We start from the raw sequence: 21,218 nt of genomic DNA on the forward strand, positions 1-21,218 counted from the left end.
TTGCATACAGATAGCGAAGTCAAGCACGCAAGTCAAAATTCACAAACTCGGTGCGACGCGCGCGCGGCGGGTGCGTGGGGCGCGCGTGCGGCGGGTGCGTGCGTGTGATGTGGGGCGTGCGTGATGACGCGCGTGCGGCGGCCGTGGGGCGCGGCAGGCGCACGCGGCGCGAGCGGCGCACGCGGCCGTGGGGTGCGCAACGCCCGCGGGTGCGCGACGCCCGCCCCGTTTGTCGAACGAATGTTTCACGTGAAACATTCCTCACCCAATGGGGTCGGCCGTGGAAGCGTGGGCGCAAAAGGGGAGCCATGCCAATGTTCGGCAATTTTTGGGAGCCCGCGCGGCATATGACCAGGTCGGAAAATGCCCAAGCTGTTGCGACCCGGGACAATATTATTCGAACGAATGTTTCACGTGAAACATTCGGCCAATGCAAGGCGCCCTCCGGAAACCGGAGGGCGCGAGGGGAGGGAAGGCGATGCGGATGGCGCGCGCGGGCGCAAGCGCTTGGCGCGCGCTAGGCGCCGTAGTATTCCATGGCCGACTGGGCGGCGATGCGGCCGGTGACGGTGCCCATGCACATGGACGAGCCGCTCACGGCGTAGCGCATGTAGAACAGCTCGGCGTTGCCCAGCGTGCCACCAGCGTACAGGCCAGGGACGGGCTGGCGGTTCGCGTCGAGCACCTCGGCCTTCGTGCTGATGGCCAGTTGGCCGAACGAGTCGTTCGTGTTCGGCGTGATCTGGATGGCGTAGAACGGCGCCTGCGTGATGGCCTGCAGGTCCTCGGGCTTCTTGTGGAAGTCGGTGTCCTCGCCGGCCTCGCACAGCGCGTTGTACTTCTCGATGGTCTTCGCCAGCGGGTAGGAGGGCAGCCCGGCCGCCTCGGCCAGCGCCTCGATGGTGTCGGCCGTGTCGACCACGCCCTTCTCCACGCCTTTCTTGATGAGCTCCAGGCGCTTCTCGGGTTGCTGCGAGTCGCAGATGATGGTGAATTCCTTGCGGCCGCTTTCGACGAACGGGGTGAAGTAGTCGAACTGGCTGGTCATGGACTCGTTCGCGCAACGATAGCCCAGGTCGGTGACGAACACGCCCGTGTTCACCATGCGCAGCGCGCTCAGCTCGTCGTTGAGCGGCAGCGGCTCGCGACCCACGAGGTGGATCTGCGACAGCCCTCCCTTGAGCAGCGTCATCGCGCCCGCCTGTTTCGCCAGCTCGATGCCGTCGCCCGTGTTGCTGGGGCTGGAGAACGTGTGCCAACCCACGGCACCCGGCGCGTACAGCTCCTTCGCCCAATCCTGGCCGTCGAAACCGCCCGAGGCCAGCATGACGGCCTTCGCGTTGATGGTGTACTCGGTCTTGCCCTGGCGCGCTTTCACGCCTGCAGCCTTGCCGCCGTCCATGAGCACCTCGATGGCGCGCGTTTCCATCATGATTTCCACGCCGTTCTTCTCCGCTTCGGCGATGAGGTTGTCCACGATGCCCTTGCCGCCGGTCGTCGACACCATGGAGCGGTCGGACACGTTGTCGCCGGGCTTCTTGTCGAAGTCGCAGCCCAGCTCCACGAGCCAGTCCATGGCCGCGCCGCCGTTCTCGGCCACGAGGCGGCAGATGTCCATGTTCGCGTCGCCGTCGGACTGGTCGAAGAAGAACTGCGCCACCTCCTCGGGCGTGCCGTAGTCCGTGTAGCCCAGCTCGTCCTGCTTCTTCGCGCCGCAGCAGTAGAAGTTGCCGCTGCAGATGGACGAGTCGCCGCCCGTGATAGTGTGCTTCTCGAGCACGACCACCGTGGCACCGGCGCGCGAGGCCTCCACGGCCGCGCTCATGCCGGCCACGCCGCTGCCCACGACGACGAAGTCGACATCCTTGGTTTCCTGCTTTTCGGCCGGGGTTTCCGCGGCGGCTTGGATGGTGTCGGCTTTCTGGGCGCCGGTCGCGCCGGAGCCGGCGGTGGCGTCCGCGGAGCCCGAGCCCGAGCCGTCGCCGGTGCTTGCGGGGGCTGCGGTGGTTTGCGGCGCGCAGCCGGCGAGGCCGCTGCCGGCCATGACGGCGGCCGTGGCGCCCAGCCCCATGAGGAACGAGCGGCGCGAAACGCCTGCGGATGCGATGGTGTGTCCCTGCTTGGTCATGATGATCCTCCCTGTGACGATGCTTCCTGTCCGACGGTCGGCCCTCCTCCGGCCGATCCGCTGTCGCCATCCTGTCAGGCCGCGCTGCGCCCCACCAGCGCCAAAGTGGGTGGATTGGAAAAACCCTCCATAGTGGAGGGTGCGCTTCTGGGAAAAGCGTGCGGGGGGGGGGGCGGGGCTGTGCTAGCGAAATCCAAAATTCTGGCAGGTTTTGCCCGATATTCGTCCTCGTTTGGCCCCTTTGCTGCGATTGGCGCTCGGCTCGTTCCGCCGACCTGGGGAAACGAAATACGCAGAAGGCGAAACGGTGGTTACGGCCGAATTTCGCACGTCCGGACGACGAATATCGGGCAAAACCTGCCACGAAACTCTGCCACGAAACGGGATTTCGCTGGCGCGGACCCGCGCCTCGGACCCGTGCCGCGGACCCGCGCCTCGGACCCGCGCGCAGCTGTCGAGCCTCCTACCGCCCTTCCGCGTGCAGCTCGACGCGGTCGAGGAGGTCTTGCTTGTCCACGGCGCCGCTCTTCTGGTACACGTTGTGGATGTAGCCCTTGATGGTGTTCGGCGACAGTCCCAGCTCGTCGGCGATGTAGGTGCGCGTGCGGCCCTGGCACAGCAGGATGAGCACGTCGGTCTCGCGCGCGGTGAGGCGGTGGGCCTCGGCGAACGAGCGCAGCAGGTCAACCTGCATCGTGCGCACGTCGCTCGTCTCCGGGGCGGGCGACGACGGCGCGTCCGCCCGCGCGCGCCGGCCCTCCAGCCGCTTCGCCACGATGGGGTTGAGCGCCAGCACGAACAGCGACACGAGCGAGATGAGCGCGAGCCCCGTCACCAGCAAGTCCTGCGCGATCACCGCCGCGCCGAACGCGACGCCCGCGAGGATCAGCAGCGCCGACGCCCCCAGCGCGACGCTCAGGTACACCCACATCGACACGCGGTCGCGCTCGCCCAGCAGGCACACGGCGATGCGCACGTTCATGCCCGACAGATAGAACGCCACGAACACGAGCACCGCCGCGATCACGTGCACGATGGGCGAGGTGATGAACGGCAGCGCGATCAGCGCCACGGCCACGATGGGGAAGAGGATGTCGTACAGGTCGCCCACCGATAGCGCGTGCTTCTTGCGCACCACGTACGCCAGCATGATGCCGGCCGCCAACAGGATGCCCAGCACGGCCTGCGCGGCGATGGGGATGGGCTCCTCGACCACGGTGGCCACCTGGCTCACCGCGCCGAACACGAACGAGAACACCGCCAAGTACGACACCGCTTTCACGAAATCGCCCACGCCGCCCTGCGCGAGGCTGACGCGCCGCGCCGCCGCGTCGAGCGGCGACGTGCGCACGAGCGGCAGCGCCGAAACGACGATGATGCCAAGCGCGAACAGCAGCTCGAAGGTGCCCGATGCGGCGAAGATGACCGCCGCCACCACGCCGCCGCACAAAAACGCGAGCGGCACGGCGCGCGCAAGCGAAACCTCGCCGCGCTCGTGCAGGCTGGTGATGCGCGCCATCCACGCCAGTTCGGCAGTGGCCAGCCCGTAGCCGATCAGGCCCGATGCGGCGATGGCGTACAGCCAGCCGCCCTCGATGAGCCCCACCAGCCGCGCGAACATGAGAGCGTTGCCCAGGAAGGCGGCGGCGAAGGCGCCGACGATGCGCGCGCGGCGCGTGGGCTTGCGGCGCAGCGCGTAGGCCAGCGCGGTGCCGGCCATCGTCAGCGCGTACGCGAGGAAGAACAGCGCGCCGAACGCGTCGCCCGCCCCGTGCGACAGGCTCATTTCCTGGAGGAACGTGCTGGAGATCATGAGGGGGAACGTCAGCCCGCACACGATGCCGTATCCCAAGGCGCTGCCCACGAGCGCACGTTTCGCGCGCGCGGCCTCCGGTTTCGCTTCGAGCTGCATGACCCCTCCCTCCTCGTCCCCCGTATTCTACTCGACGCGCGCGCGGAACCGCGGACGGCTTTCGCCCGCATGCAAAACGCATAGCGCACGGGGGCGGCGCACGAGCAAAACGTACGAATGCCCCGACTCCTCGCTCGGCGCGTAATCGAACGAGCTACGGCATTCGTGTGCCTTTCCGATCGGGAGCGTTTCCCCAGGTCGCCCTTCGCCGCGCTGCCTCATTCCGCCCTCGGTGCCGCAAAACCGCAACATGTGGGCGAATACTGCACGGAAACGGAGCGAGGCAGGCAGGGGAGCCAGAACGAATGTTTCATGTGAAACATTCCGGTGGCGAGACGGGGGCGACGCCCCAACCGGAGGGGGCGGTCGTAAGCCTCTCTCTTGAACCATCATCGACCTATGCCTCCGTTCGGGTTGTCATCTCGAGCGGAGGCGAAGGGTCCCGTGCCCCGTGCGGTGCCAACAGGCACGCTTCCGGCTGGCGTCGCACGGGATCCGACGAACTCGCTTGTGCTCGCCATGGGATGGAAACGGGCTGGAGCTGCGGGACGTCGATGCCGTTCCCCGTAGAGCTGCTTTCGACTTGGACGCAAAACGGTACCCATGACAATTTCAGGCGGTGCTTCGGGTCGTTTGTATCGGGTTTTCGGAAAGGTGTCCTGCATATTCCCAGGTCGCGCAACGCTCGAGACGGCTGCGACCCGAGTTCGCCACGAGTAACATTGTCATGGCTGCCCTTTTGCGCCCATTTCTCCACTCTGGTCGGCATTCTGCCATCCCACGAGTGCGCGACGCGCTGCTGACCGTTCGGTTTCCGTGTGTTCCGCGCGTGCGCGACGCGCGCGGAGCGCGGCCATACTGGGAAGGATCATGCAGCGATAAGGAGCACCTATGGAAGGCGTAGACCGGACGGCGGGCGCGGCGGCGGATGCGGCGCGCGTGCGCGAAAGCGACGAACCCAACACGATGGCGACGGGCAAGCCCGCCGCCCCGCCCTCCGGCAGCCGCCCGCCCTCCGGCGGCGGCACCGCGCCCTCGAACGCGCATCGCACGCGCAGCGTGGCGGCCGTGTTCGCGGGCCTGCTGCTGGCCATGTTCGTTAGCTCGCTGTCCGAGACGGTCACGGCCACCGCGCTGCCCACCATCGTGGGCGACCTGGGCGGCGTCGAGCACATGCAGTGGGTGGAAACGGCGTACATCCTGGCGGTGACCATCACGATGCCCGTCTACGGCAAGATCGGCGACCTGTACGGGCGCAAGTACCTATTCATCATCGCGCTCAGCGTGTTCATCGTGGGATCGGCCACCTGCGGGTTCGCCACCAGCATGGACGGGCTCATCGCCGGGCGCGCGGTGGAGGGCCTGGGAGGCGGCGGCCTCATCATCTTGGCGCAGGCCACTATCGCCGACATCATCCCGCCGCGCCAGCGCGGCAAGTACATGGGCGTGATGGGCTCGGTGTTCGCGGTGTCCACAGTGATCGGCCCCATCCTGGGCGGATGGTTCGTGCAGGTGACGGGATGGCGCTGGCTGTTCGCGTTCAACATCCCGTTGGCGCTGCTGGCCATCGCGGTGATCGCGCTGTTCCTGGCGAAGCCGGCTCCGCGCGACAACCGCCCGCCCTTCGACGCCCTCGGCGTGGCCACCAGCGCGGTGGCGGTGTCGTCGCTCGTGCTGGCCACGGCGTGGGGCGGCACGCTGTTCGCCTGGACGTCGCCCGAGGTGTTCGGCCTGTTCGCGCTGTTCATCCTGGCGGCCATCGCGTTCGTGCTCGTCGAGAGCCGCGCCGCCGAGCCCATCATCCCGCTGCTCCTGTTCAAGAACAGCAACTTCGTGAAGTGTACCGTCACGGGCCTCATCATCATGATGGGCCTGATGGGCACCGTGACCTACCTTCCCACGTACTTCCAAATCGTGGACGGCCTCGCGCCCGAGCAGGCCGGGCTCATGACGTTTCCCATGATGGCGGGCGTGCTGGCGATGTCGGTGCTCACGGGCTTCCTGGCCACGAAAACCGGCCGCTACAAGTGGATGCCCATCGCCAGCACCGTGGTGGCCGCGGTCGGCTACGTGCTGCTGTCGCAGCTGACGGTGGGAACGACGCTCCTGATGACGGGCGTGTTCCTGTTCGTGCTGGGCGTGGGCATCGGCCTGGGCCAGCAGATCCTCGTGCTCATCGTGCAGAACGAGTTCTCGCACGACATCGTGGGCACGGTGACGGCGGCGAACAGCTTCTTCCGGCAGATCGGCTCCACGCTGGGCGCGTCGCTCGTGGGCGCGCTGTTCACGTCGCGCCTGTCGGCCGACCTCGCCGCGCAGCTGCCGCGCGTGGACAACATCAACGTGAACCGCATCACGCCCGAGTTCGTGCAGCATCTTGCCGAACCGGTGCGCCACGCCATCGCCACCGCGTACAGCGACGCCCTCGTGCCCATCTTCCTGTACGTGGTGCCGCTGCTGGCCGTCGGCTTCGTGTTCATGCTCACCCTCAAGGAGCACCCGCTGGCCACCAAGGTGGATCACGCCGGCCACCCCGGCGACGAGGTGTAAGCTCGCCCGCCCGGCCACCCGTCGCCCGCTCGTCCGGCCACCCTCGCGTTAGCGCGGGCGCAGCTGCCAGAAGGCGACGGCGCTGGCGGCGGCTACGTTGAGGGAGTCCACGCCGCCGGCCATGGGGATGCGCACGGTGTAGTCGCAGCGTCCGATGGTGTCGTGCGCCAGGCCGTCGCCTTCGGTTCCGAACACCAGCGCGAGGCGCTCCTCGGCGTTGAGGGCCGCGTCGTCGAGCGACACCGAATCGTCCGTCAGCGCGAAGGCCGCGGTCTTGAAGCCCAGCTCGTGCAGCAGCGGCACGCCGGCTTCGGCCCAGCCGCCCGTGCCGGTTGCGCCCGCTCCGGCCTCCTCGCCGATGCGCGTCCACGGCACCTGGAACACGGTGCCCATCGACACGCGCACGGCGCGACGGTACAGCGGATCGTAGCAGGCGGGCGTCACCAGCACGGCCTCGATGCCCAGCGCGGCGGCCGAGCGGAAGATGGCCCCGACGTTCGTGTGGTTCGTGATATCCTCCAGCACGGCGATGCGCCGCGCGTCGCGCACGATGTCGGCCACGCTGGGCAGCGCCGGCCGTCGGAACGCGCCCAGCGCGCCGCGCGTCAGCTCGAACCCGGTAAGCTTCGTCAGCTCGTCGTGCGGGGCGACGAACACGGGCACGCCGTCGCCCCAGCGCGCGGCGATCTCGTCGATCAACGGCTGCATCGCGGGCAGCCATTTCGGCTCCATGAGCAGCGACAACGGCTCCATGCCGCCCGCCAGCGCACGCTCGATCACCTTGCCGGACTCGGCGATGAACAGCGCCTTCTCGGGCTCCAGCTTGCTGCGCAGCTGCGCTTCCGTCAGCCGCGCGAACGCATCGAGCCGCGGGTCGTCGAGCGTGGCCACTTCCATGATCATAGGGCGGTCCCGTTCTCGCACGCCTCGCGGGCTTCGGCCACCGTGTCCGCGACGTTCGCCAGGCCCTGCGCGCAGAACTCGTCGCACTCCATCACGTGCGCGCCGATGTGCGCCATGTCCTCGATGTTCGCCGCTTGCACCTCGGGCGTGCGCGACGACGTGCAGTCTTCCAGCAGCACCACGTTGTAGTCCAGCGACAACGCGTCGTAGCAGGTGGTGCGGATGCAGTTCGGCGTGGTGGTGCCGATGAGCACCACGGTGCCCACGCCCAGGCGGCGCAGAATCAGGTCGAGCGACGTGCCGAAGAACGCCGAGAAACGCGGCTTCACGATCACGCGGTCGCCCGGCTGCGGCGACAGCGGCGCGTATTCCTCCAACGTGCGCGGGCTGGCGCAGGCGCGCGAGACGGGCTTGCCGCCCTCGAGCCACGTGCGCCGCCGCACGGCTTCCACGTCCGAGCCGTCGGCGGCGTACTCGCGCACGGCGTGGATCACGGGCATCCCCAACGCGCGCGCCTGGTCGAGCGCCCGCGCGCAGGCGAGCACCGTGGACAGTGCGCCGTCCACGCACAGCGCGGACGAGGGGTCCACGAACCCGTGCTGCATGTCGATGATGATGAGGGCCGCCTTGCGCGGGTCGATCATAGGGCACTCCTTCGCACGATTTCAAACCGGTTCCTATTGTAGTCGATGATGCCGTCCTTCTTCATCCGCGACAGCTCGGCGCACATGGCGCTGCGATCCACCGACAGGTAATCGGCCAGCTCCTGGCGGTCGAACGGGATGGCGAAGCGGCTCGACTCAGCGCGTTCGGCCTGGTCGGAGAGGTACGACAGCAGCTTGGCGCGCGTCGTGCGCTTCGCGGTGTGCTCGATCTTGCGCGTCAGCGCGTGCGTGCGCTTCGCGATGATGCCCAGCAGGTTGCGGATGAGCCGCGCGTGGAACGCGCACGACGACGGGCACATGCTGGTGATGCGCCCCACGTCGAGGAGCACCACCACGGCGTCTTCAGCTGCCACCACGTTGATGTCGAGGGCCAGGTCGGGCTCGCACGCGTACACTTCGGCGAACGACTGGCCGGGGCCGAACGACGCGAGGATGCTGCGGTTGCCCCAGTAGTCCTCCTTCTCGAGGCGCACCGAGCCCTCCAGCACCATGCCCATCGACGTGGTGTGGTCGCCCATGCGGAACACGTACGCTCCCTTGGGGAACGAGCGCTGCCGCGCGCCGAGGCATTGCAGCATGGGCTCGAGGTCGGCGGCGTCGATGCGCTCGAACAGGGGCGAGCGGCCGATGAGGGGCAGGTAGCGGTCCATGAGGCTCCTTTGTTGTAAATACAACGGAAATGCTTGCACCAGTATCGTAGGGTGAGCGTCATCAGGCAAGCAAACGATGACCGAGCGCTGCGCCCCGAGCCGCGAACGGCGGATGTCCCATTGGGGTACGTCCCCGTTGGGGACATGCGGGGCGCAGGCGCGAGAGAGGACGAGACGTGGGCGATACAACGACGATGTTCTGCTTCCAGTGCGAGCAGACGGCCGGGTGCACCGGCTGCACCGGGACGGCGGGCGTGTGCGGCAAGCAGGCCAGCACGGCGAACTTGCAGGACGAGGTCACGGGCGCGCTCGTGGGCCTCGCGCAGACGGTGCGCGCGGCGGGCGCGCAGACGAACGCGGAGGCGCGCCGCGCGGCGGACGACCTGGCGATGGAGGGCCTGTTCGCCACGCTGACGAACGTGGACTTCGACGATGCGGCCTTGGCCGACCTGCGGGAGCGCGCCCATGCCGAGCGCGACGCCGTCGCGGCGGCGGCCGGCGTGGAGGCCGCGCCCGACTACGACCTGGCCGCATTGTGGAACGCGCCGGAGGACGTGCGCTCGCTCAAGTCGCTCGTGCTGTTCGGCTTGCGCGGCCTGGCGGCGTATGCGTACCACGCGGCCGCGCTGGGCTATCGCGACGACGCGGTGTCGTCCTTCCTGCACGAGGGGCTGGCCGCGTTGGCCGACGCCGAGGCGGGCGCCGACGTGCTGCTGCCGCTGTCGCTCAAGGTGGGCGAGGTGAACCTGCGCTGCATGGAGCTGCTCGACCAGGCGAACACCGAAACCTTCGGCACGCCCGAGCCCACCACGGTGGCGCGCGCGGTGGAGGCCGGCCCCTTCATCGTGGTTTCGGGCCACGACCTGCACGATCTCAAGCTGCTGCTCGACCAGACGGCCGGTCGCGGCGTGAACGTCTACACGCACGGCGAGCTGCTGCCTGCGCACGCCTATCCGCAGTTCAAGCAGTACCCGCACCTCAAGGGCAACCTGGGAACCGCGTGGCAGAACCAGCGCGTCGAGTTCGCCGACCTGCCCGCGCCCATCCTGTTCACCACGAACTGCCTCATGCCGCCGGCGGCCTCCTACGCCGACCGCGTGTTCACCACGGGCCCCGTGGCGTACCCCGGGATGGCGCACGTCGAGGGGGCGCCCGACGGCAGCAAGAACTTCGAGCCGCTCATCGAGCGCGCGCTCGAGCTGGGCGGGTACGCGACGGCGACCGACGCGGACGGCGCGTTCACCACGGGCTTCGGCCACGGCACCATCCTCGGCGTGGCCGACACGGTGGTCGACGCGGTGAAGCAGGGCGCCATCAGCCGCTTCTTCCTCGTGGGCGGCTGCGACGGCGCGCGCCCGGGCCGCAGTTACTTCCGCGACTTCGTGCAGCAGGCGCCCGAGGACAGCATCATCCTGACGCTGGCCTGCGGAAAGTTCCGCTTCAACGACCTGGACTTGGGCACCATCGGCGGCCTGCCGCGCATCATGGACATGGGGCAGTGCAACGACGCGTACGGCGCCATCCGCGTGGCCGTGGCGCTGGCCGAGGCGTTCGGGTGCGGCGTGAACGACCTGCCGCTGACGCTGGTGCTGTCGTGGTACGAGCAGAAGGCCGTCAGCATCCTGCTGACGCTGCTGCACCTCGGCATCAGGGGCATCTACCTGGGGCCGACGCTGCCCGCGTTCGTGTCGCCGGGCGTGCTCGACGTGCTCGTCCGCGAGTTCGACGTGCGTCCCATCAGCACCCCGGAGAAGGACCTGGCCGCCATCCTGGGGTAGGCGCGCGCGGGGCGGCGCGACAACCGTGCGCCGCCCCGCCCCTCACGACCATTCGCGCGACCGGGCGAGCCACGCCGTCCTCCGACCAACGGCTCGCCCGCGTCGCATCATGCGCGCAAGCGCTTCCCTAGATATCCACGCCCAGGAATTGCTTTACCAGGATGCCGATGACGAACGACAGCGCGGCCACGCCCAGGCTGATGCCGGCCATCTGGCCGAACCGCTTCTTGAATGGCAGATCCTGCGCCACCGAGAGGTAGTAGTTGAACACCACGAGGATGAGCAGCACGATGACCACCATCGTGCCCATGGCCCACAGGTAGTGCGACTCGTCGAACAGCAGGTACGGCATGATCAGCAGCGCCACCGTCACGAGGTAGGCGATGCCCGTGTACGTGGCCGACTTCAGCGCGTCCGGGCGCCCCTCGCTCTTCGACGACAGGTATTCGCTCGACGCCATCGACAGCGTGGCGGCAATGCCGGTGATCAGGCCCGACAGCGCGATGAGCCGCGTGTTCTGCATGGCCAGCGTCAGGCCGGCCAGCGTGCCGGTCATCTCCACCATCGCGTCGTTCATGCCCAGCACCATGCTGCCCACGTACGACAGCCGCTCTTCGTCGAGCATGTCCAGCAGCGCCTTCTCGTGCGCTTCCTCGTCGGTGCGGATGCCGAGCGCCTCGGGCGCCTCCTTCGCCAGCTCCTCGTAGGAGATCTGGGCCTTCTCCTCGCCCCTCTCCATGAGCTTGACGGCGAACGTGAAGCCGAACACGCGCGCGATCAGCGAATAGCGCAGCACCGCGCCCCGCTGGGGCTTCATCTGCTCGCCGGTGTAGCGCTGCCAGATGCCGGCGTGCTTCGCCTCCTCGTCGGCGATGCGCAGCAGCGTGGTGCGGTTGTCCGCGTCCTTGGTGCTGGCGGCGATGCGTCGGTACACCTCGGACTCGGTCACCTCGTTCTGCTGAAACACCCGAATCTGCGCAAGCGCCCCGGAAGACAGGGCCGCCGCCCCCGAACTTGTTGCCATGCCAGGCTCCTCACCGCCGCATCCTCAAATCAGCAGCCAGTATATCCGATTCCGTCGAGCTTCGCGTTTGAGGGAACGGATGTTTCACGTGAAACATCGCGCTTCGGGTCGTGCGGCTGCCTGTCGAAAAACTCCCGCTGAGTCACGAAAATCACCGCTGTGAAGCCCGGCGGTCTCGATCCGGGCATCTCGATATTTTGCCACCTGGGGCGATGCCGATTGCAGAGGGAAATCGGTGGTCGCAGGACGGTCGATGGGGCGCAAAAGGCGGCCCAATCGCTTCACAGCGGTGATTTTTGTGCAAATCGAGGTGCCGCAGGAGCACGCAAGGCGCGCTGCCGCGTCGAGGCGTCGGGGCGGCGCGGGGTCCTGGCATCTGCCATCAGGAGGAAGCTCCCCGCTCCACCCACAGCAGCCATCCGAACGCGGCGGCCATCAGCACGAGGCCGGCGGCGTCGAACAGCACGAAGCGCTCGATGCTGGCCGAGAGGGCGGCGTGGCCGGCGGGCAGGCCCAGGCGCAGCCACGACTCGCCGACGAGGCCGATGGCTTGCTGCACCAGCACGATGACGGCCACGGCGCGGAAGCGCAGCGGGCTGGCGATGACGGCGGGGTAGGTGGCGTTCCACATGAGGAACGCGATGCCGAGGCCCTGCACGGCCGCGGCGCCCGGCACGCCCGCCACCTCGAACGAGGCCGCGTAGGCGTCGGGCCACAGCACGAACGACACGGCGCACTGCACGTTGATGACGAACACCAGCGCAAACGCCAGGCGCACCAGCCATGCGGCGCGGCGCACGCGCGCGGGGCGGTCGTTCGTGGTGGCGGGCTGGTTCATACCGGTATCCTTTCGCATCGCCGTGCAGCATACCACGGCCGCCGCGCGGCGGTATACTGCTGTTGAGCAACCGAAGAAAGGATCGCCATGACCGCCCCCGCATCTCCCGCCCCCAGCGCAAGCCATCCCTCGTTCGACCAGTTCGTCGCCACCATCGCCGCCCTGCGCGCCCCGGACGGGTGCCCGTGGGATCGCGTGCAGACGCACGAGAGCATCGCGCACAACATGATCGAGGAGGCCTACGAGGCGGTCGACGCCATCGAGATGGGCGACGTCGCGCACCTGCGCGAGGAGTTGGGCGACGTGCTGCTGCAGGTGGTGCTGCAAAGCCAGATCGCCGCGGACGATGGCGAATTCACCATCGACGACGTGTGCGCCGAGGTAAACGAAAAGATGATCCGCCGCCATCCCCACGTGTTCGGCGACGCGCACGCGGCGAACGCGAGCGAGACGCTCGATTTGTGGGACAAGGTGAAGCTGGCCGAGAAGGGCAGCGCCGACGAGGCCGCCGACGGCGCGGGAGCGCAGCGCGAGGGCCTGCTGGACGGCGTGCCCACCAGCTTCCCGGCGCTCATGCAGGCGCAGAAGATCTCGCGCAAGGCCGCAGCCGCCGGGTTCGAGTGGGATTCGCTCGACGACGTGTGGGACAAGGTGCGCGAGGAGGTCGGCGAGCTGCGCGAGGCCTACGAAGCCGCTCCCAAGGCCGCGAACGGCAAGGCGGACGCCGACGCCGCCCTGGCCACCGGCGACCCCGCATCCGCCGAGGCCGCGCGCGCGGCGGTCGCCGCCGTCGAGGACGAGTTCGGCGACGTGCTGTTCTCGCTCGTGAACGTGGGCCGCCGCATGGGTGTGGACGCCGAGGGCGCCCTGCGCTCCACGTGCCGGAAGTTCCGCGACCGCTGGGCGTACATGGAGCGCGCCGCCGAGGAGCAGGGTCGCGCCATCGAGGACCTCACCCCCGACGACCGCGAAGCGCTGTGGAACGAGGCTAAACGCACCGAACGCGCGTAGCCGCCAGGCCCCCGAACGCTTCCGCCCGCTCCGCGGCGCGACGGCGGGCGCAGGGCAAGCAGGTTGTTCGGCGATCACATCAACTCTTTGGCGCATTTGATAGCATACCCTGACGCAAAGCGGTAAACTGTATCCCCACCATCAGATATTCCTACCAAGAAGGCGAGGGGGGCGATGCGTCCTGCATGGGAATATGGAATCGAAAAAAACTCGCTGGAGGAAGAAAAAGCCGACGGGGGGGGGGGGCGTATTCCAGCCCTTCTGAGCGCGACGCTCTTTCCGGTCTCCTAAACCGCAGCGGATTCAACGCGCGCGTGCGCGCTTTGATCGACGCCCATCCCGATGAGGCGTACGTCCTTGTGTACGGCGACATCGACCGGTTCAAGGCGTACAACGACCTCTTCGGCACCGTCGCGGGCGACGGCCTGCTCGCCGACATCGGCGACATGATCCGCCGCAAGCTGCCGGGCAACGCGGTGGCCGCCCGTCTGCGCGCCGACCACTTCATCGCCTGCTTCCCCCGCTCCCTATTCGATCCCGATCGCATGCTGGCCGTGTTCAACGAGTGGTTCAGCGCGTACCGCCAGGACTTCACCTTCTTCGTGCGCATGGGCGTGTACCCCATCGACGAGCCCGAGCTGGACGTCAACCTCATGTGCGACCGCGCCCTGCTGGCGCTGCGCGCCTCGAAGGGCGGCTCGGTGGGCAGCGGCTACGTCCTGTACGACGAAACGCTGCGCGTGTCGCTGCTGAAAGAGCAGCAGCTGGCCGGCGAGATGACCGCGGCGCTCGACCTGGGCCAGTTCGTGCCGTTCTTCCAGCCGCAGTACCGCTACGCCACCGGGCTCATGACCGGCGCCGAAGTGCTCGCGCGCTGGCAGCACCCCGACCGCAGCCTGCTGGGCCCGGCCGAGTTCATCCCCGTGTTCGAGCGCAACGGCCTCATTTCCCGGTTCGACTATTATATGTGGGATCAGGCGTGCCGCTGCTTGCGCGAGTGGATCGACGCGTGGGGCATCGACGCCGTCCCGCACCTGTCGGTGAACCTGTCGCGCGCCGACATCTACCGATCGGATCTGTGCTCGTACCTCAAGGGCCTCGTGGAGCGCTACGACATACCCGCCAGCCTGCTGAACCTCGAGATCACGGAGAGCGCCTACATGGAATCGCCCGATCAGCTGATCGGGGCGGTCAAGGGGTTGCGCGCCGCCGGCTTCACCGTGGAGATGGACGACTTCGGCAGCGGCTACTCGTCGCTCAACACGCTCAAAGACGTGCCGGTGGACGTGCTGAAGCTGGACATGGGCTTCCTCGACACGCACGAGAGCACGCGCGGCGGCCTCATCCTGGCCTCCATCGTGCGCATGGCGCGCTGGCTGGACCTGCCCACCATCGCCGAGGGCGTGGAGACGTCGAAGCAGGCGGCCTACCTCGCCAGCATCGGATGCGAGTACATGCAGGGCTACCTGTTCTCGCGGCCGGTGGATCGCGAGACGTTCGAGCGCATGCTGGTCGAGGGCACCCACGAGAACCCCAAGCGGCCGCTCACGGAGAACGTGCAGGACGACGTGACCGAATTCTGGAACGCGGATTCCCAGATGGCGCTCATCTTCAACAGCTATGTGGGCGCGGCGGCCATCGCCGAGTACGACAGCCAAACGCTGGAAATCGTGCGCGCGAACCACGAGTTCGCCAGCCTGTTCGGCATGCCCGACGACCTTGCGTTGGCCGAGCGGCTGCGCAAGGACATGCTGGGTCAGCTGATCGAGGAAGATCGCGCGCCCCTGCAGGAGGCCATCCGCCGCGCGGTGGCCGGCGAGAGCGATGCCGAGAGCGAGCTGCGCTTCCGCAGCAACGGCCACGGCCGCTGGATCCGCATCCGCATCCGCTTGCTGTCGCGCGCCGGCGATCTGAGCAACCTGTACCTGCTCGCCGAGGAAACCACCCAGGAACAGGCCCTGCGCGACCGGCTCGCGGCCACGCGCGACACCATCCCGGGCGGCCTCGCGTTCTACGAGGTGTCCGACCGCGTCCGGTTGCTCGATTTCAGCGACATGACCGCCAGCATGATCGGCTACACGCGCGAGCAGTACCAGGAGCGCTCGCAGGCGGACGCCTTCGCGGTGGTGCATCCGGACGACCGAGCGCTGGTCAGGGGCGTGGCCGCCGAGCTGAGCGCCGGCGCCTCCCGCTCGTCGTGCATCATGCGCGCCGTCCGCAGCGACGGGGGCATCTCGTGGCTGCACCTTTCGGCGTCCACGATGTATCGCGACGAGGTGGCGCTGTACGTGGTGGCCGTGCTTATCGACGTGACGCACGAGAAGGAGAACGAGCAGCGCCTCCAAGCGCAGGGCGAAGCGCAACGCCGGCTGAGCGACTCCGTGCCGTGCGGCATCGTGCGCTATACGGTGGACGACGACTCGCATCTGCTGTTCATCAACAAGAAGGGCTGCGAGATCTTCGGCTACGAGGGGATCGACGCCTACTTTGCCGGCATGTCCGGGAGCAAGATCATCCCCATCCACGATGACGACGACGTCCTGCATAGCGAGACGGTGCACGCGCTCAAGAACGGTTCGGCGCCCATCGATTTCACCTACCGGTTCGTGCGCAGCGACGGCACCACGGGTTGGATCGAGGGCACGTCGGCGCTCGAGCGCGACATCGACGGCCGCGCCCTCATCCAAAGCGCGTTCTTGGACGTGTCCGACCGCCAGCAGAAGCGCAACGAGCTGGACATGCGCCGCTACGCGATGGTGCTGTGCTCGGTGTACGACGAGATCATCGAGTTCGACGGCGAGCGCAAGACGTATCGCTCGCTGTTCTCCGCGGGCCGGCCGCGCTCCGACAAGACGATGCCGCTCGACGACGCATTCCGCTTCTGGACCGACCGCCTGCCCGATCCCGAGGATCGCGTCAGTCTGCGCGCCGCGCTCGACGAATGCCTCGAAAGCGACGGTTCCAGCCCCATCACCTGCACGTATCGCATGGAGTTCGAAGATCGGCGCTGCTGGTACCAAAGCATCCTGCTGCGCGTGTCGGAGTCGAGCATCCTGTGCTGCAGCAAGGACGTCACGGAGCGCATGTCGAGCGAGGATCGCAAGGTCACGATGCGCGTGCTCGACACCATGGGCAAGCTGCCGGTGGGCGTGGGCGTGTTCACCTCGCGGGACGACGAGGTGCGGCTGCGGTACGCGAACGACCGTCTGCGCACGATGTTCGGCGACGAGCTGCCGGGCGCACCCGACAACATGGAGTGGGACGCGCCTCTCGCGTTGAGCGACGAGGTGCGGGCGCTCGACGACTACTGCTTGCAGCACGGCCTCATCGAGGACGGCGGCGAGCTCGACGTGGGGCTTCGCACGGTGCGCGACGACGGCGCTCCCATCGACGTGCGCATCCAGGGACGCGTCATGCGGGAGTCGGACGACGCGCTGGCGCTGTACGCCGTGGTGAGCGACGTGACGGCCGAGCTGCGCGACCAGCGCGAACGCTCGTGGCAAAACGAGCGCTACCGCCTGCTCAGCGAGATGACGCACAAGATGAGCTTCGATTACGACTCCGATTCCGACACGGTGCTGCTGTACATGGACCGCACGGGGAACGGCATGGAAGCCCAGGTCATCCCTCATTATCTGGAGACGCTCACGACGACGCGCAGCGAGGTCGTCCATCCCGACAGCATGGCTGCCGTGCGCAAGATGTTCGAGAACGCCCGCTCGGGCGTGAACGAGGTGGGCATCGAGTACCGGGCCAACTACTTCGGCACCGGGTACGCCTGGTACCGCGCCAACCTGTTCGTGGCGCACGACGACGCGGGGTCGTGGCACCTCGTGGGCCTCATCGAGGACATCAACAACGAACACGACCTGCGGTTCCGGGCCGAATACGACGCCACCACGGGGCTGAGCAACCACGCGGCCACGCAGGATTTGGTGGCGGCCGCGCTCTCCGATGCGTCGGTGCGGCGGCACAGCGTGTGCGTGGCGCTCGACATCGACGACTTCAAGCACGTGAACGACACGTACGGGCACATCGTGGGCGACATGCTGCTGCACGAGGTGGGAAGCGTGCTGCGGTCGAACTTCCGCGAGTCCGACGTGGTGGGCCGCGTGGGCGGCGACGAGTTCGTGCTGCTGTTGAAGAGCATCGATCTCGAGGTGGCCCTGGCCAAGCTGGAAGAGGTCAAGCGCCAGCTGGCTGCCGTGGAGGTGGGCTCGCTGGACAGCGCGCCGTCGGTCAGCATGGGCGTGTACGTTCCCGAAGACGACGACGTGGCGTACCGCGACGTGTTCGTGAAGGCCGACGAGGCGCTCTACCAGGCCAAGCGCTCCGGCAAGGACCGCATCTGCGTGCACGAGAAGTAGCGCAAGTAACGCATTTGGTGATTGCGCGGGGTTCGGCGGCCGGGGACGCGCGGGCGCTCCGGCTTGGCTATCATAGGGGGCCAGAAGAACATCGTTGCCCGAAGGAGTTTCCGTCATGGCAGACGCAGCGCAGCATCCCTCCGATCGCCGTCTCGCGGTTGACGAGCAGAAGAGCGAGGACATCCACCGCTACCCCTTCCTGCTGACCGACGACTTGCGCGGCCCCATCGACGACCTGCAGCGCCTGCGCGACGCCGAGGTGAAAACCCGCGAGATCATCCAGAAGTACCAGGCCGCCATGCGCGAGATGATGGTGCGCTTCGAGATCCTCGACCAGGACCTCAACCTCAAGAAGCATCGCAACCCCATCCATCACGTGGAATCGCGCATCAAGAAGCCCGCGAGCATCTTCGAGAAGCTGGAGCGCTACGGCAAGGAGCCGACGCTCGAGAACCTCGAGCGCTACATCATGGACGTGGCCGGCGTGCGCGTGATCTGCTCGTACATCCACGACGTGTACAACCTGCTGGAGCTGTTGCAGAAGCAGGACGACCTCGAGATCGTCGAGATCAAGGACTACATCTACAATCCGAAGCCGAACGGCTACCGCAGTCTGCACGTCATCGTGCGTATCCCCGTGTACTTCCTCGACAAGAAGGAGCTCATCCCCGTCGAGGTGCAGCTGCGCACCATCGCCATGGACTTCTGGGCCAGCTTGGAGCACGATTTGAAGTACAAGTCCGTGAGCGAGGTGCAGGGGATCGACTCCTACGACGAGCTCAAGGATTGCAGCCGCATCATCGAGGACGTGGAAGCCCGCATGCAGATCCTGGCCCGCGCGCTCGAGCGGGAGGACGATCGCTAGGGAGGTCGCCATGCGCGTGTGGACTACGGACGAGCGCCGCGTGATGGCGTGCGACGACGTGCCGTTTCGGCGCGACGAGCGCGCGGAGATGGGCCTCGTGGTGTGCCGGCCCGATCGCACGTACCAGCGCATCGTCGGGTTCGGCGGGGCGTTCACCGAGGCCGGTGCGTACGTGTTCGCGCACATGCCGCCCGACCTGCAAGATCGGTTCATCGAGCTGTGCTTCGGCGGCGCGCGCGGAGGCGACCCCGCGCAGGGCGGCAACGCCTACACGCTGTGCCGCACCCACATCCAAAGCTGCGATTTCGCGCTGGGCAACTACGCCTACGTGCGCCCCTTCGACAAGCGGCTGGCAACGTTCTCGCTGGCGCGCGACAAGCGCCTGCTGCTGCCGTTCATCCAGTGCGGCCTGGCCGCGAACCCCTCGCTGGAGCTGCTGGCCTCGCCGTGGAGCCCACCCGCGTTCATGAAGACGAATCGCCTGATGAACGGTGGGGGACACCTGCGCCGCTCGCACTACGGCACATGGGCGAAGCTGCTGGCGCGCTACGTGGGCGCGTACGCGCAGGAGGGCGTGCGCGTGGGGCGCCTGAGCGTGCAGAACGAGCCGATGGCGCGGCAGACGTGGGATTCGTGCCTGTTCACGCCCGAAGAGGAGGCCGAATTCGCGGCCGAGCACCTGCGACCGGCGCTCGATGCGGCGGGGCATGCGGACGTGAAGCTGTTCGCGTGGGACCACAACACCGATCGGCTGCTCGACCGCGCTGACGCCGTGCTCGCGCGGCCCGACACCGCGGCCGCGTTCGGCGGCGTGGCGTTCCACTGGTACGCGGGCGACCACTTCGAGCAGGTGCGCGCCGTGGCCGAGGCCTATCCCGACAAGGAGCTGCTGTTCACGGAAGGGTGCGTGGAGTACTCGCGCGATCGCGCGGAGGAGGCCACGCAGGAGCGCAAGGCCGAGCAGTACGCCCATGCGTTGCTGGGGCACCTCAACGCGGGCGCGCAGGGTTTCATCGACTGGAACCTGCTGCTGGACGAGCGCGGCGGCCCGAACCACGTGGGCAACTTCTGCGAGGCGCCGCTCATGTACGACCGCGAGGCGGAGGAGCTCATCGTGAACCGGTCGTTCCACTACTTCGGCCACGTGTCGCGGTTCGTGCGCCCCGGCGCGCGGCGCTTCCTCGTGTCGCGCTTCGACGATGCGGTGGAGTGCGCCGGCTTCGTGAATCCCGACGGCGGGCGCGTGCTGGTGGCGCTCAACCGGGGCGACCGTCCGGTGCGCTTCGAGCTGGCCGAGCGCCCCTGGACGGCGCCGGTGGAGGTTCCCGCGCACGGCATCGTGACCTGCGCGTGGGGCGAGTAGCCGCCCCACCCCTTCGCCAACGAATTCGCGAACGAATGTTTCACGTGAAACATTCGCCGCCTGGCAGGCCCCCCCCGGGGGGGGGTAGGGCTTTCCTAGTTCTCGAAGTTCTCCGAGAAGCGGGCGATCTGCTTGTTCTCGCGGACGACGGCGGCGCTTTCCGGCGCCTCGATGCGCTTGAAGAAGAAGTGCAGGTAGTGAGCGAACACGTAGCCCACCATGACCACCGACACCGCCGCCTCGGCCGCGAACAGCACGTACAGCGCATCGGGCACGAACGCCCCGCCGGCCTGGAAGAACGCGAGCGCCTTGCCAAGCGCCGTGGCCGTGATGACGAAGGGGAACGTCATGGCCGCGTAGCTGGGGTAGAACTTGAGGCGCAGCAGGACGGGGAGGCGCGTCAGCACCACCACGAACAGCACCTGCGCCAGCACCAGCATCACGCCGACGAACAGGGGATTCGGCTCGGGGGCCGTGGCCAGGTAGCCCACGATGGACAGGCTCATCGGGGCGGTGTAGATGCAGAACAGCGGGCGCGCGCTTTCGGGGATCTCGTGCTTGACGTAGCGGTACGTCACGAGGGCCAGCAGCACCACGTAGCACGCGAAGCCGAACCAGAACAGTATATGGCCCACCGGTTGCATGCCGAACGAGGGGGCGGTGGCGGAGGCCACGACGATGCCCACGTAGCAGATGAAGTAGGTGGGGAACACCTCGTGCAGCTTGAAGTGAGCGACGAACCGTACGGTGAACCAGCCCATGAGGGCGAGGTGCGCGATGATGGCGGCCGACCACAGCACGAAGGCCGGAGCGTACGCGAGCGGGGCGAGGTAGCCCGCCAGCTGCATGAGCGTCATGAAGAGCGTCGCGCTCACGCTGGCCATGATGGAGTTGTGCAGGTCGTCGCGAATCATGCCGGGGAACAGGATGATCTTGGCGGCCAGCATGGCGATGAGCAGCAGCGCCAGCGCGCCGCAGACGATGTGGACGATCTCGGTGTAGGGCTGCAGCAAGTTGCCCAGCGCGGCCAGGCCGAGCGCAACGCCTGCGGTGGGGATGGGAACCTTTTTGATAATCTCGCGCACGGCGCAACCTTTCTACTGCCGCGCATCATACTCCTTGATGCGCGCGGGTGGGAGGGGTTCCGTGCGATGCTCCATCTGA

At 67.7% G+C, this 21,218-nt stretch carries 14 protein-coding genes; 6 read left to right on the forward strand and 8 right to left on the reverse strand.

The features are described 5' to 3' along the window. Positions 1-517 precede the first annotated feature (517 nt). Together GS424_RS01190 and GS424_RS01195 are read right to left on the reverse strand one after the other, a co-directional pair. Complete coding sequence (locus GS424_RS01190; RefSeq protein WP_160942118.1) at positions 518-2,128, reverse strand: FAD-dependent oxidoreductase; 1,611 nt, start codon at positions 2,126-2,128, stop codon at positions 518-520. A 463-nt stretch (positions 2,129-2,591) separates the two neighbouring features. After that, positions 2,592-4,040 (reverse strand): helix-turn-helix transcriptional regulator, encoded by a 1,449-nt coding sequence (locus GS424_RS01195; RefSeq protein ID WP_160942117.1) that lies wholly within the window; start codon positions 4,038-4,040, stop codon positions 2,592-2,594. 891 nt (positions 4,041-4,931) lie between these two features. Here GS424_RS01195 and GS424_RS01200 point away from each other — a divergent pair. Continuing rightward, positions 4,932-6,590 (forward strand): MDR family MFS transporter, encoded by a 1,659-nt coding sequence (locus GS424_RS01200; protein WP_160942116.1) that lies wholly within the window; start codon positions 4,932-4,934, stop codon positions 6,588-6,590. A gap of 48 nt (positions 6,591-6,638) precedes the next feature. On the opposite strand, the gene GS424_RS01205 is transcribed toward GS424_RS01200, so the two are convergent. From GS424_RS01205 to GS424_RS01215, 3 genes are read right to left on the reverse strand one after another with little or no spacing between them, the layout of a single operon-like run. Next, on the reverse strand, positions 6,639-7,493 hold the full coding sequence (locus GS424_RS01205) for a TrmH family RNA methyltransferase (RefSeq protein ID WP_160942115.1): 855 nt from the start codon (positions 7,491-7,493) through the stop codon (positions 6,639-6,641). Further along, positions 7,490-8,137: a cysteine hydrolase family protein gene (locus GS424_RS01210; protein WP_160942114.1), complete on the reverse strand. Its 648-nt coding sequence runs from the start codon at positions 8,135-8,137 to the stop codon at positions 7,490-7,492. The genes GS424_RS01205 and GS424_RS01210 overlap by 4 nt, the downstream gene beginning before the upstream one ends. Next, the gene (locus tag GS424_RS01215) at positions 8,134-8,808 is read right to left on the reverse strand and encodes a Crp/Fnr family transcriptional regulator (RefSeq protein WP_160942113.1); all 675 of its coding nucleotides are present in this window, start codon (positions 8,806-8,808) and stop codon (positions 8,134-8,136) included. Before GS424_RS01215 ends, GS424_RS01210 begins: the two co-directional genes overlap by 4 nt. 176 nt (positions 8,809-8,984) lie before the next feature. On the opposite strand from GS424_RS01215, the gene hcp reads away from it, so the two are divergent. Then, complete coding sequence (gene hcp / locus GS424_RS01220; protein WP_160942112.1) at positions 8,985-10,586, forward strand: hydroxylamine reductase; 1,602 nt, start codon at positions 8,985-8,987, stop codon at positions 10,584-10,586. A 127-nt stretch (positions 10,587-10,713) separates the two neighbouring features. Here the strand turns inward: hcp and GS424_RS01225 are convergent, their stop codons facing one another. Together GS424_RS01225 and GS424_RS01230 are read right to left on the reverse strand one after the other, a co-directional pair. After that, on the reverse strand, positions 10,714-11,610 hold the full coding sequence (locus GS424_RS01225; protein WP_160942111.1) for a VIT1/CCC1 transporter family protein: 897 nt from the start codon (positions 11,608-11,610) through the stop codon (positions 10,714-10,716). Positions 11,611-11,992: 382 nt separating this feature from the next. Next, entirely contained in the window at positions 11,993-12,448 is a 456-nt protein-coding gene (locus GS424_RS01230) for a hypothetical protein (RefSeq protein WP_160942110.1), read from the reverse strand. Positions 12,449-12,535: 87 nt separating this feature from the next. Here GS424_RS01230 and mazG point away from each other — a divergent pair, with 87 nt between their 5' ends. The 4 genes from mazG to GS424_RS01250 all read left to right on the forward strand — a co-directional run bounded on the left by mazG (position 12,536) and on the right by GS424_RS01250 (position 20,054). Further along, positions 12,536-13,459, forward strand: a complete 924-nt coding sequence (gene mazG, locus GS424_RS01235) for a nucleoside triphosphate pyrophosphohydrolase (protein ID WP_160942109.1) — start codon at positions 12,536-12,538, stop codon at positions 13,457-13,459. Between the two features lie 314 nt (positions 13,460-13,773). Further along, positions 13,774-17,826: an EAL domain-containing protein gene (locus GS424_RS01240; RefSeq protein ID WP_244977634.1), complete on the forward strand. Its 4,053-nt coding sequence runs from the start codon at positions 13,774-13,776 to the stop codon at positions 17,824-17,826. A gap of 115 nt (positions 17,827-17,941) precedes the next feature. Next, the gene (locus tag GS424_RS01245; protein ID WP_160942107.1) at positions 17,942-18,691 is read left to right on the forward strand and encodes a GTP pyrophosphokinase; all 750 of its coding nucleotides are present in this window, start codon (positions 17,942-17,944) and stop codon (positions 18,689-18,691) included. A gap of 10 nt (positions 18,692-18,701) precedes the next feature. Further along, positions 18,702-20,054 (forward strand): glycoside hydrolase family 30 protein, encoded by a 1,353-nt coding sequence (locus GS424_RS01250; protein ID WP_160942106.1) that lies wholly within the window; start codon positions 18,702-18,704, stop codon positions 20,052-20,054. A 95-nt stretch (positions 20,055-20,149) separates the two neighbouring features. Here GS424_RS01250 and GS424_RS01255 read toward each other — a convergent pair whose 3' ends face one another. Continuing rightward, positions 20,150-21,139, reverse strand: coding sequence for a TDT family transporter (locus tag GS424_RS01255; protein WP_160942105.1), 990 nt, complete (start codon positions 21,137-21,139; stop codon positions 20,150-20,152). Positions 21,140-21,218 lie beyond the last annotated feature (79 nt).

It is taken from the genome of Eggerthella guodeyinii (assembly GCF_009834925.2).
GTDB classification, from domain to species: Bacteria; Actinomycetota; Coriobacteriia; order Coriobacteriales; family Eggerthellaceae; genus Eggerthella; species Eggerthella guodeyinii.

Excerpts from the sequence above, each read along its gene's own strand:
- GS424_RS01205 (WP_160942115.1), bottom strand. The coding sequence starts at position 7,493 with ATGATCATGGAAGTGGCCACGCTCGACGACCCGCGGCTCGATGCGTTC.
- GS424_RS01225 (WP_160942111.1), bottom strand. The coding sequence starts at position 11,610 with ATGGCAACAAGTTCGGGGGCGGCGGCCCTGTCTTCCGGGGCGCTTGCG.
- mazG (WP_160942109.1), top strand. The coding sequence starts at position 12,536 with ATGACCGCCCCCGCATCTCCCGCCCCCAGCGCAAGCCATCCCTCGTTC.
- GS424_RS01200 (WP_160942116.1), top strand. The coding sequence starts at position 4,932 with ATGGAAGGCGTAGACCGGACGGCGGGCGCGGCGGCGGATGCGGCGCGC.
- GS424_RS01245 (WP_160942107.1), top strand. The coding sequence starts at position 17,942 with ATGGCAGACGCAGCGCAGCATCCCTCCGATCGCCGTCTCGCGGTTGAC.
- GS424_RS01250 (WP_160942106.1), top strand. The coding sequence starts at position 18,702 with ATGCGCGTGTGGACTACGGACGAGCGCCGCGTGATGGCGTGCGACGAC.
- GS424_RS01195 (WP_160942117.1), bottom strand. The coding sequence starts at position 4,040 with ATGCAGCTCGAAGCGAAACCGGAGGCCGCGCGCGCGAAACGTGCGCTC.
- GS424_RS01210 (WP_160942114.1), bottom strand. The coding sequence starts at position 8,137 with ATGATCGACCCGCGCAAGGCGGCCCTCATCATCATCGACATGCAGCAC.
- GS424_RS01230 (WP_160942110.1), bottom strand. The coding sequence starts at position 12,448 with ATGAACCAGCCCGCCACCACGAACGACCGCCCCGCGCGCGTGCGCCGC.
- GS424_RS01190 (WP_160942118.1), bottom strand. The coding sequence starts at position 2,128 with ATGACCAAGCAGGGACACACCATCGCATCCGCAGGCGTTTCGCGCCGC.
- GS424_RS01215 (WP_160942113.1), bottom strand. The coding sequence starts at position 8,808 with ATGGACCGCTACCTGCCCCTCATCGGCCGCTCGCCCCTGTTCGAGCGC.